Here is an 11,633-nt window from a genome sequence, read left to right as displayed (position 1 = left end):
ATTAGGGAGCAGCAATAATGAATCCAGCCTTATGGGTCAGTAAAACCGGTTTGGCGGCACAAGATGCCAAGATGAATGCCATCTCGAACAACCTGGCTAACGTCAATACCGACGGTTTTAAACGTGACCGTGTGGTGTTTGAAGATCTGTTCTACCAAAACCAACGCACTCCCGGCGCACCGCTGGATCAAAACAATGCCACACCGAATGGTATTCAGTTTGGTAGTGGCGTCAAAGTGGTCGGTACTCAAAAACAGTTCACTATCGGCAATATCAAGGTCACCAAAGGTGAATTTGATGTGGCGATCGCCGGTCAGGGCTTCTTCCAGATTGAAACCGCCGATGGCGGCCTGGCCTATACCCGTGCCGGTAATTTATCGATCAATGCCGATGGCGTCCTGACTAATGCGCAAGGTATGCCACTGATCCCACAAATCGAAATGCCTGCTGGTGCCAAGGATCTGACCATCGGCAAAGACGGCACGGTGAGCGCCCGCGTTGGTGGGGAGACGGAGCCGGTCGAACTGGGGCAAATTACCCTGGTTAATTTTATTAATCCGGCCGGCCTGGAGGCCGTGGGCGGCAACCTCTATAAAGAGACTGTTGCCAGCGGTGTTGCGGTGGAAGGGGTCGCGGGCGAAGAGGCCTTTGGTCAGTTGGAACATGGCTCACTGGAGGGGTCGAACGTGCAAGTGGTTGAGGAGATGGTCGATATGATCACCGTACAGAGGGCCTATGAGATGAACGCCAAAATGGTCTCTGCCGCTGACGACATGCTGAAATTTGTGACTCAGAAGCTGTAACCGTCAGCATCCTCCGTTAAAAAGTGAATGATGAATGAAAAGGTTTTTACGATTAATACCGGTGGTGCTGGCATTGACTGGGTGTGAATCCCCAGCGTTGTTGGTGCATAAAGACGATGCGGCTTTTGCACCCCCAGTCAATGTGGTACAGCCAACCACGATAAAAGAGGGAGGCGGGTTGTTTCAGCCCGCATACAACTGGTCGCTGTTACAGGATCGGCGTGCTTATCGAGTGGGTGACATCTTGACCGTTAAGCTGGATGAATCCACGCAATCGAGCAAGCAGGCTAAAACCAACTTTGGCAAAAAGAACGACATGAGCTTGGGTGTCCCTGAAGTTCTGGGGAAAAAACTGAATAAGTTCGGTGGCTCAGTATCCGGTAAACGTAATTTTGACGGTAATGCCACCTCAGCTCAGCAAAATATGTTACGTGGCTCTATTACCGTGGCGGTGCATCAGGTCTTGCCCAATGGCGTACTGGTCATTCGTGGCGAAAAATGGCTGACCCTCAATCAGGGTGATGAGTATATGCGCGTCACAGGTTTGGTCAGGGCCGATGATGTTGAGCGGGATAACTCCGTCTCTTCTCAACGTATTGCCAATGCCCGCATCTCCTATGCAGGTCGTGGTGCGCTCAGTGACGCCAACTCAGCCGGATGGTTAACGCGCTTCTTTAACCACCCGCTATTTCCTATTTAGGCAGGAGCCAACATGTTACGACGTTATTTTGTGCTACTGGGTTTGTGGTTCGCCCTACCCGCGGCCATGGCTCAACCATTGGGATCGCTGGTGGACATTCAAGGAGTGCGCGGCAACCAACTGGTGGGTTACAGCCTGGTGGTAGGCCTGGATGGTTCCGGCGATAAAAACCAGGTGAAATTCACCGGCCAGTCAATGGCGAACATGCTGCGCCAGTTTGGTGTGCAACTGCCGGAGAAAATGGACCCTAAAGTGAAGAATGTGGCGGCGGTGGCGATCAGCGCCACCTTGCCGCCCGGCTATGCTCGCGGACAATCCATTGATATCACCGTCTCCTCCATTGGTGATGCCAAAAGTCTGCGCGGCGGCACACTGCTATTGACCCAACTACGCGGTGCTGATGGTGAAATCTATGCTTTGGCGCAGGGCAATGTGATCGTCGGTGGCATCAAAGCTGAAGGTGACAGCGGATCTAGCGTGACAGTCAACACGCCAACAGTGGGGCGCATTCCCAATGGCGGCACTATTGAGCGCGAGATCCCCAGCGACTTCCAAAGCAACAGTCAGGTGATGCTTAACCTGAAACGCCCAAGTTTTAAGTCGGCCAACAATGTGGCACTGGCACTAAACCGGGCATTCGGTGCCAATACGGCGGTAGCGCAAAGTGCCACTAACGTGATGGTCAATGCGCCAATGGATGCCGGTGCGCGGGTGGCGTTTATGTCACTGCTGGAGGACGTACAAATCAATGCGGGCAAGCCATCGCCACGGGTGGTGTTTAATGCGCGCACCGGAACTGTGGTGATTGGCGAAGGTGTCACTGTGCGTGCGGCGGCGGTTTCTCACGGCAACTTGACGGTCAGTATCCGCGAGAAAACCAATGTCAGCCAGCCCAATCCATTAGGGGCGGGCGAAACCGTGGCGACACCAGAGAGTGACATCCAGGTCACCAAAGGGCGCAATCAAATGGTGCTGGTGCCAACAGGGACGCGCTTACGCAGCATCGTCAATACCATCAATAGCTTAGGTGCTTCTCCCGACGACATCATGGCGATACTGCAAGCTTTGCATGAAGCGGGTGCGCTGGATGCTGAACTGGTGGTGATTTAAGGATAATAACGCAATGATTGAAGCTATCAATAATTCAGCCCCGGTGATGCCGGGTAGTTTTTCCGGCGATTTGCGGCCACAAGATCTGGAGCAAGCTGCAGTGCAGTTTGAGGCGCTATTTATGCGCGCACTATTACAGCAAATGCGCAAATCTGCCGAAGCACTGGCCGCTGATGACGACCCTTTCAACAGCAAGCAACAGCGCATGATGCGGGATTTTTACGACGATAAGCTGGCCTCTACCTTAGCTTCGCAGCGCAGTAGCGGCATTGCTCACTTGCTGATCCAGCAGTTGGGGAATAAATAACCTACCAATGGGCGGCTATTTAAGTCTGGCTGAAAAATAGCCGCTTGTTGGTCTTAAAGCGCAATTATCACTTAATAATTACGGCAGGGAAGAGAATGAATTTTATTAAGACCGCATTTAGCGGAATGCAGTCAGCACAGGCTCACATGTCTGCTGTTTCTATGAATCTGGCCAATATCCATACCAAAGGATATTCACGTCAAGAGGTGCTACAAAGCTCCGTTCATACATCATCTGATAACCTTAATGCAGGTGATGGTGTCCGGGTTGATAGTATTAAGCGCATATCTGATGAGTATTTGGTGAGGCAAGAGTGGAATGCCATCAGCAACCATGCCTATTACGAGAGCAAGAACAGCTACCTGGATAAACTTGAAATAGCCGTTGCTAATAGTGACACCAGCTTAACCACCGGGTTTGATAAATTTTATAATTCATTGTCATCATTAAGTACTTTGCCCGATAGTACATCACTGCGTAAGCAACTTATTAATGATGCTAAATTATTGACGATGCGCTTCACCAATGCAAATCGTGAAGTTGATGACCAAAGCACGATGATTAATAAGCAGCGCGATATTGTTATTGAACAAATTAACATTTTGTCAAAAGACATCGCTGGCTATAATAAGAAAGTTGAAGAGTTAACTTATATTGGTGGTAACACCAATGCACTTTTAGATAAACGTGAACAGAAAATAAAAGAACTGAGTCAGCTTATTGATGTGAAAGTGACAAATAGTGACCGTGGCTATTTGAATTTGACTTTACAAGATGGTCAGCCATTGGTTGATGGGATGTTGCCCTCGGTTCTCAAGTCGAATACGACGGCGGGTAACTTTTCTGGGTTACAATTAGAGTTTGCCAACAGTACTTTTGATATTGATAGTTCGTGTGGTTCATTACTGGGTGGCATTAATGATTATCAGTCTGGCTTGTTGAAAGAGACAAAAGACAACATTAATAAGATAGCGGAAGAGTTTGCTGCTGAATTTAATCGCACATTAAATGCAGGGGATGATCTCAATGGAGTTTCTGGCGCCGATCTATTTATCTATGATCCCGCCAACCCAAAGGGCGCATTGCAAATTACTGATATCAAACCTGATGAAATAGCATTGGCAAAACGTGGTGAAGCAATAGGTGATAACCAAAATGCCATTGAGTTAATTAATACCAAGAGTAAAAATTTGACAGGTTTAGGGGGCATGAGTCTTGATGATAGTTGCATTGCACTGGTATCTGACATGGGCATTGAAAGCCGGCTAAACAAGAACGAATTAAGTGCAGCAAAAGATGTGATGGTATTATCAACAGCACAACGTGAAAGTGTTACTGGTGTCAGTATGAATGAGGAAGGTGAAAGTCTCATTCAATACCAAAGCCTTTATCAAGCAAACATGCGTGTGATGAACATGGGTAATAAGTTATTCTCTGACTTATTAGCACTGTTTTAATTAATTTTTAATATACCGCTTAAAGAGGGCGTGCTTATGAGAATCAGTACCCAATCACAGATCAGTATGATAAAAAATTCTGTTGCCGATAACATGGCAACAATTAATAAAATGAATGAGCAATTTAACAGCGGAAAGCGGGTGGATGTACCTTCGGATGATCCTATCGCCAGCACTCTATTTTTGCAAGTTGAGAGTGAAAATCTTAAAATTGAACAGCATGGAAAAAACTTAAATAGCGTAAAAAGCAATATAGAGTTGCAAGAGGCGAATATTGAGTCTGTGGATAATCTATTAGATTCGATAAAGAAAACATTAATCCAACTGGCCCCGACGACGAATAGCCCTGATGACATTAAGAGCTTCGTTCAGAGCATTGAATCTAAAATGGATTCATTAGTGACCATGTTAAATAAAAAAAACATGGAGGGGCGCTATCTGTATTCAGGAACAGACACCAGCACTAAGCCCGTGGAATTTGATGCAACTCTAAATCAGTATGTTTATCACGGCAACGAATCAATCCGAGAAAATATTGTGGGTGATGGTGTAACAGAGAAAGATACTGTCCTGTTACATCAAGTATTCTCTGTTGGAAATGACAAAATGAAGGTGCTCAGTGACTTAAAAGAGCTATGTACCACATTAAAAACCGGCCCAGTGACGCCCACGACACCAGCAGATATACAAAATATGTTGAAGTCTGTTGAGGGGGCGGCCAATCAGTTGGACAGTATCTCCGGTGACCTCATCAATCGCAAAGAGAATCTTGCTATTTTGCAAACTGCGCAGAAACAGATAAAGGATTCAAATATTAAATTTGGACAAAATCTGGTCGGCATGGAGATAACTGAGCGATATATGTTATTTATGCAAATGGAGCAATATAGGAATGCAATCAAAGGCACTATGCAGACGCATGCCAAAATGTCACAACTCTCTATTTTTAATTATATGAGCTAAAAATTTTATGTCGTTAGGACTCAATAGCCTACAAGGGAGTCGTGCAAGTATTACGAGCACGAAGCCATTTTATCATGAAGGGGTGTCTCGGGTAGTCAGTAAGAGTGTGCGGAGAGAGCACCCCGACTTTCCAGATTCACCGCTTATTTCCAACCGCCCACTGCGCTACAACGTACAGCTCAATCAGCAATTAACGGCGGTGCAACTGGCAGATGACTATTTGTTGGAAACCGAGCGGCAAATATCGCAACTACACAGCGCCGTCATTCAGGGCAAGTTTGATACTGAAGTGCGACAATTAGCGAATAAAACCGGCCACTGGCTACAGAACCGGGTAGAAAATTCAGTCGGAACGATAGATAGCCAGCTTAATGCCACTCCTGAGCGAGTGGCATCGGTGAATTTTACGTTAGACAGTGCGCGTAAAATGCTGCAATCGTCTCAAGCAGAAACGGTACTTTTCTCTGTGGCGGATAACGCGGGTGAATTGGTTGCGGTGCGTTTTCACTCTAAAGGCTCGCCAGAACAGAACCTATTGCAGCTAAATCGGGGGCTGGGGCGTTTAGGTATCCATGGCAAAGTGGGGGAGCAGGGGCAAATAAACTTTACTGTTGATGAAGCTCGCTGGCCACGTATTAGTCAGAATATGACCGTTAAAGGTGAAGGAAAGCGTTTCGCCGCTGATAGCTTTAAGCCACTCTCTATGCAGGCTGAAGTGACCCGAGAAAATCGCTTGATGAGCATCATCAAACAACCCTATGCAGTCGGAAGTAACAGCACCTTTGAAGGGATACTGGCGCATCTCACCGGGCAACTACAACAAATCAATGAGCACAAAAGCCAGGTTCGTGCACAAATTGGTAGCCTGAGTTGTTTCGAGCAGCCCGGATCTGCATTAGCGGCGTCGACAGCGCTGGCGCAAAAATTACGCACCAGCCAGCAGCAATATGCCGCTCATACAAGAATGAGCCATATTATGAGCAACTTGCAGATGTCGACGGTAAAAAATGTACTGGGGGAGTCATCAACGGGTAGGCGTTAACTGAGACGGCACCAGAGTAAAGGAGGCATGATTACGCTCACTCCTCCTTTACTTCTCCCCTAGAAAAATCCCGCTTTGCCCGACCATGAGTGGGCGGCCCTCCACCACCATTGAGGTCATAAAAATGGTGTTATGGGTAATATAATCCAGTACGCCATCAATCATTTTCCCAGACGTTGGATTATTAAAAAATATGGGGCTGTAGTTGTAACTTAATTGCCCATATCTTGCTGCTTCCTCGGTAAATTTCCCCTTGAAAATAAACCGATTGTCGTTTGGATTGGTTATCGTGGTGATGTAGCCACTTTGTGTGGCAGAAACCCGCACATTGTAGATCTCTTTCTGCTGCGAGAGTAAATCATAGACGCCTAGCTCTAACTGAACCTGCTGTAGCGGCTGCTTTTTTTCAGTTTCTGACGCCGCGAAAGCCGCCAGCGACAGGCAAAGCGCCAATAGGGATAGCAATGCGCTATTTTTGACAGTTATCCATCTCATTAATTTTTCTCTCCATCTCACGATAAATTAAATTATTCAGTAACTGATTGTCTTGCCGCCAGTGGTAAATCGTCATGTTTAGCTGATTTTGAACGCATTTATTCTCTGTCATAAAGGTGAGATCTAGCCGCCGTAGCGATACGTAATAGTAAATATCAATATGGATATCGCTATCTTTGAGCTGCTTATTTAGCGTATAGAGAGTGTCCTTTATTCGCTGATTCAGTTTTTCATCCGGTTGCCGCGATAAATTGGTATCGATTAACTGGAAAATATTAATATTGCTGTATATTCCTTGCTCTTGTGGGATGGCGCTATATAGCGGCCCCTCTTGGCGATTGCGCGAAAAATAGCTAAAGCTGACGATAACAATAGCAGCTAACAGCAGGGCAATGATCAGATTTTGCCACCCCAAAAAGTGCCGCTTATTGATGACTATGGGTATCACTGCTGGTGTGGAACTATTGGCTACCGGGGGTGATGGCGCTATTTCTGTGGTGGGGGCAGATTCACCGCTTATCGGCACTTGACCCGCCAGGGATGCATCCTGGTGAGTATCTGGCACTGGCGCGATAATATCCATTTTGGGTGGTGAAATAGGATCTGTCACTGCTGTCGAGCTGGCAAACAGTTCAGCGGGTTCTGCCACCTCTTCTGCTGTTATCTCTTCAATGATTTCGCAGAATGTCGGATCTAATAAATAGCCCATTTTCGGGATAGTTTGGATGATACGTTGCTGCTTGTTTTCATCTCCCAGCGCCACACGCAGGGTGTGAATAGCATTTGGCAGGCTGTTGTTACCAATCACTCGGCGCTTCCACACCAGATTGGTTAATTCATCACGGGATAAAATCTCACCGACATGCTCTAGCAAAACGGTGATCAGTTTTAATTGATACTCACCAAGACGTTTTAGTTCTTGCGTCTCTCGGTGAGTAATAAAACCGGAATTCAGGTCAATTGACCAGTTGTTCACTATATAAGTGCAGTTTTTCATATTTTATTTTTGACACATCCATAAAGAATGATCTGAATCACCCATGATAACCTAGAGTTGCAGTAGACGATTACAATATTTTGGTGAGATTTTTCAGTTTAATAGGCTAATTAATAGGAATATTTCCTAGAAAATTAACAAACTAAAGCACAATGCCCCAACATTTTAGGCGACGGTATTATTAACTAAAGTGGGGAAAATAATCAATAAATTAGTAAGTTCATTTCTATCCTGCCGGGCAGGCTCTATTTGAACATATTAGTAGGTGATATTTTAGGGGTATTACCGCCAGCCTCCCTTGGAGTGTGATGCCATGGCTAATAAGTGAATAATTAATCGCTATTATAAAATAATAATTTAACTTTTTGGCTTGCTGTGCCGTTACTGTTGCGCTTCATTGTTATCAATATAACTAATGCATAGCTAATGTATAGATGAAATAGATCTAAGTAGAAGCAAAAAGATCTCTCTGGGAAAAAATTAACCCTTAGGTTTAATTTCATCTATGACTGTGCCGCTTATTTCTGATACCACCGGAGCTAACAGGTAGCATCGGAATTCAGGAGTTAAAGTAGCATGGCAATTTCAATGAACACCAACACCACCGCAATGTCCTCCACCTTGGTTATGGATAAAGCTCACTCTAAACTGTCCGCCTCTCACCAAAATATGGGTAAAGGCACTAAGCAGTTGTCTGCGGCGGATACACAAATCATCGGTAAAATGGCGCGTGAGGTCTCTGGCTTGAAAGTGGGCCAAACTAACATCAAGAAAGCCACCAGCATGTTGGGTATTGCTCAGGGCGCGTTCCAGTCAGTGAACGACCTGTTGACGCAGATGAAAGAGAAAGCCTTTGCGGCAACTAACGTGGCGAACGGCGTTTCCGAGCGTGCCGCCTATCAGGAAGAGTTCAGCAGCCTGGGCCAGCAGTTAGAGCGCGTCTTTACCAATACCACCTTTAACGGTGAGAAGTTGCTGGCAAAAGATGGCAAGTTGGATGGGAAATTAGTCTTCCAGACCGGCACACAAAACTCCACGCCAATGGAAGCAAATTTCAGCAAGCAGTTGAAGAATCTGATGGAAGGTATCTCAGCTAAAGGAACTAAGTCTTTAGAAGCTGGCAATGCTGGCAGCATTGAAAAAAAATACTATGATGCATTGAAAAAAGTTGTTCTTGCTGAAGAAAAGTACAGTGCAATAGATGCTTTGGTGGATCAAGAAGTGAATGCAGCAGCAGCAGTAGCAGGATTAGTAGCACCGCTGGACGCTGGTAATTTCGATGCGGGCATGCGATCTGTTTTCACGGCTACTAATGCCGTGACACTTGCTGGTCTGGGTACGTTTACAGCGGCCACAGTGACGGGTGATGATGCTGAACTTGCTACTAACGCGTCATTTGCGGCACAAACACACAATGCCGCTGATTTCGCCACTACAGCAGCTAAGGCTGACACAGTAACTGCCATTAAGGGTATTGCTACAGTGGCTAAAGGCGAACTGACTACTGCCAAAGATGAGTTAGCTACGCTGAAGAATGATCCTGCCTTTGATTATGGCGGCGCAATGAATCTGCAAATCACAGATAACGTGAAATCTCAGGATGCTACCGTAGCACTGGAAAGACTGGCACTGTCATTCGATGAGATGAACTCACAAGTTCAGGCACTGATGGATTCCATGCAGGCGCAGAGCGAAATGCAATCTACGGTTATCAACAAAACTGAAGAGGCTATTGGTGCCACTCGCGATACCGACTATATGGAAGAGACCAGCAATATCGCGGCGGCTAAACTGCGCAACGTGACGGCCATGGCGGCGGTGAAACAGTCTTATGAGATCACCTCAACCATTATCAACACCCTGGTTAACGTAAATAACTAATTATCAACCCTCATTGATGATGAAAATAATACCGCTGTAATGGCGGTATTTTTTTAGTCCCGGTTCCCGTATCCGCTTCCCCGAGGGGAAGATAAATTTCCGTTAATTATAAAATATTAAGTAAAATCAAACAATTAAATATTGGCACGCATTTTGCTTAATACTGATATAAGAAAAATCAGGAGTGGGTAATATGTTATTTGATATGGATCTGAATGACCTGGCCACCCAGGCGACCAATAAGCAGTATCTCTATGAGTTTAATAATTTTAAGAGCAAAGAGAGCAAAAATATCACTGCACTGGATTTTATTGAGAAAACCAAAGCTGGCTTAACCGAATTTAATGGGGTGTTAGCGAGTATTCGTGATAACGGCAGTGGCGTGGTAAAAAGTAAAGCCACCATCACTCAACCAGCAATAGCCACGGTTGAAATTAAACATTATGCTAAAGCCGATTCGGTTAGCCTATTTGTGGAGCAATTAGCCAGTGCCCATGAAATAGCACTGGAGGGATTAAGTAATAGCAAAATCAGTGCCGAAAAAGGGGACCATAGACTGAAAGTGGGGAGTCAGCAGCTGTCGATTGATTTCTCAAATATTAATACCGTTGCAGAGCTGGCAAATGCCATTAATCAACATGCAGATAATCGTGATGCTACCAGCAAAGATAATTTGGTTAGTGCCACTGTCCGCCGGATTAATGGGGAGGAGTTGCTGGTGTTGAAAAGTAATAACACCGGGCTGGCGAATCAAATAGAGTTTACCGCATCCAACCTGTTTACCGGAAAGGATATTACCCAGGCTAAGGATGCCAAAGTTAAATTGGGCGGTGAGAACTCCACGGTTGAGCTAGCCAGCAGCAGCAATACCTTTGATGGCCTGATAAATAATGCCGCAATTACCCTGACTCAAGCCCATAAAACCGGTGACGCCCCCTTAACGATCAATGTTGTTCAGGACACGGGTGCCACAGAGGCACAAGTGAAGAAGTTTGCTGATGCCTATAATGCCATCAAAGAGGTGGTGAAATATAATAAGGATAACCCCAATCCTTATACCTCGGGTCTGTCGGCTAAAATTAATCGGTTGGCTATCGAACCTATTGATGGAAAACGATTAAGTGATTTTGGTTTCACTTTTGATAAGAAGGGTCAACTGAGTGTTGACAATAAAAAGCTACAAGCCGCCATTGAAAAAGATCCTGGAGTATTAAATGAGTTCTTTAATGGCAAAGATGGGTTGATCAGTAAATTTGATGCATTGTTAAAACCGCATTTGGCGGGTGATAAGTGGTCGCTGGAGATAGAGAAAAATAAGCTTGATGATGAAAAAGAGAAATTATCAACCTTAGCTGAAAAGCTTGATGCTAAATATGAATCGGCACTTAAAGTTAATCTGGATAAGTTAAAAGAGATGGAGCGAGTAATGGAGCAGATGGAAGGTATGCTCAATATGTTTGATTTTGAAGAGAAGAAAAATAGCTGAGGGCGTCATGTATAACGAAATCAATCAAGACCCCTATGGGGAGAGTGACACTATTACGCAGATTATTGCTGCCTCGCCAAAGCAATTAATGCTGACGCTTTTTAGTCATTTGAATGATGAGTTGATTAAAGCGAAGGGGCATATTATTAATCAGCGTTATATGCATAAGGCGCGTAGCATCAATAAGTGCATCGATATTCTTAATGTGATGACCAGTTCATTAAATTTTGATGGTGAATTTGAACTGGCAAACACATTTAGAAAAATCTATGACTATTGTGTTTATCGCTTATATGACGCCAGCTCAAAACTCTCCGTTGAATTAATTGACGAGGTGGAGACTGTTTTGCAGCCACTCTATTTCGCCTGGCAAGATATCAGAGAGGAGTAGG

Annotated in this window: 12 protein-coding genes; 10 read left to right on the top strand and 2 right to left on the bottom strand. The window is 45.3% G+C overall.

The features are described 5' to 3' along the window. Nucleotides 1-17 precede the first annotated feature (17 nt). From flgG to AACW11_RS05830, 7 genes are all read left to right on the top strand, one after another. Nucleotides 18-803 (top strand): flagellar basal-body rod protein FlgG, encoded by a 786-nt coding sequence (gene flgG / locus AACW11_RS05860; RefSeq protein WP_212584034.1) that lies wholly within the window; start codon nucleotides 18-20, stop codon nucleotides 801-803. Between the two features lie 34 nt (nucleotides 804-837). Continuing rightward, nucleotides 838-1,503 (top strand): flagellar basal body L-ring protein FlgH, encoded by a 666-nt coding sequence (flgH, locus tag AACW11_RS05855; protein WP_212584033.1) that lies wholly within the window; start codon nucleotides 838-840, stop codon nucleotides 1,501-1,503. Between the two features lie 12 nt (nucleotides 1,504-1,515). After that, nucleotides 1,516-2,613: a flagellar basal body P-ring protein FlgI gene (locus tag AACW11_RS05850; RefSeq protein WP_212584032.1), complete on the top strand. Its 1,098-nt coding sequence runs from the start codon at nucleotides 1,516-1,518 to the stop codon at nucleotides 2,611-2,613. A 13-nt stretch (nucleotides 2,614-2,626) separates the two neighbouring features. Then, nucleotides 2,627-2,920, top strand: coding sequence for a rod-binding protein (locus AACW11_RS05845; RefSeq protein ID WP_212584031.1), 294 nt, complete (start codon nucleotides 2,627-2,629; stop codon nucleotides 2,918-2,920). Nucleotides 2,921-3,015: 95 nt separating this feature from the next. Then, nucleotides 3,016-4,377 (top strand): flagellar hook-associated protein FlgK, encoded by a 1,362-nt coding sequence (flgK, locus tag AACW11_RS05840; protein ID WP_212584030.1) that lies wholly within the window; start codon nucleotides 3,016-3,018, stop codon nucleotides 4,375-4,377. 36 nt (nucleotides 4,378-4,413) lie between these two features. Continuing rightward, nucleotides 4,414-5,340, top strand: coding sequence for a flagellin N-terminal helical domain-containing protein (locus AACW11_RS05835; RefSeq protein ID WP_212584029.1), 927 nt, complete (start codon nucleotides 4,414-4,416; stop codon nucleotides 5,338-5,340). A gap of 7 nt (nucleotides 5,341-5,347) precedes the next feature. Beyond that, nucleotides 5,348-6,382 carry a flagellar hook-associated protein gene (locus AACW11_RS05830; RefSeq protein WP_212584028.1) on the top strand — a complete coding sequence of 345 codons (1,035 nt, stop codon included), beginning with the start codon at nucleotides 5,348-5,350 and terminating at the stop codon, nucleotides 6,380-6,382. A gap of 48 nt (nucleotides 6,383-6,430) precedes the next feature. On the opposite strand, the gene AACW11_RS05825 is transcribed toward AACW11_RS05830, so the two are convergent. Beyond that, on the bottom strand, nucleotides 6,431-6,877 hold the full coding sequence (locus AACW11_RS05825) for a hypothetical protein (protein WP_212584027.1): 447 nt from the start codon (nucleotides 6,875-6,877) through the stop codon (nucleotides 6,431-6,433). After that, nucleotides 6,852-7,874 carry a transcriptional regulator gene (locus tag AACW11_RS05820; RefSeq protein ID WP_212584026.1) on the bottom strand — a complete coding sequence of 341 codons (1,023 nt, stop codon included), beginning with the start codon at nucleotides 7,872-7,874 and terminating at the stop codon, nucleotides 6,852-6,854. The genes AACW11_RS05825 and AACW11_RS05820 overlap by 26 nt, the downstream gene beginning before the upstream one ends. 576 nt (nucleotides 7,875-8,450) lie before the next feature. On the opposite strand from AACW11_RS05820, the gene AACW11_RS05815 reads away from it, so the two are divergent. From AACW11_RS05815 to fliS, 3 genes are all read left to right on the top strand, one after another. Then, nucleotides 8,451-9,755 (top strand): flagellin, encoded by a 1,305-nt coding sequence (locus AACW11_RS05815; RefSeq protein ID WP_212584025.1) that lies wholly within the window; start codon nucleotides 8,451-8,453, stop codon nucleotides 9,753-9,755. A 193-nt stretch (nucleotides 9,756-9,948) separates the two neighbouring features. Then, nucleotides 9,949-11,241, top strand: a complete 1,293-nt coding sequence (gene fliD, locus AACW11_RS05810) for a flagellar filament capping protein FliD (protein WP_212584024.1) — start codon at nucleotides 9,949-9,951, stop codon at nucleotides 11,239-11,241. Nucleotides 11,242-11,248: 7 nt separating this feature from the next. Continuing rightward, nucleotides 11,249-11,632, top strand: coding sequence for a flagellar export chaperone FliS (fliS, locus tag AACW11_RS05805; protein WP_054873026.1), 384 nt, complete (start codon nucleotides 11,249-11,251; stop codon nucleotides 11,630-11,632). Nucleotide 11,633 lies beyond the last annotated feature (1 nt).

This window comes from Yersinia sp. Marseille-Q3913 (assembly GCF_963892745.1).
GTDB classification, from domain to species: domain Bacteria; phylum Pseudomonadota; class Gammaproteobacteria; order Enterobacterales; family Enterobacteriaceae; genus Yersinia; species Yersinia bercovieri.
The sequence above is the reverse complement of the archived record's forward strand: the minus strand, read 5'-3'. Positions and strand labels throughout refer to the sequence as shown.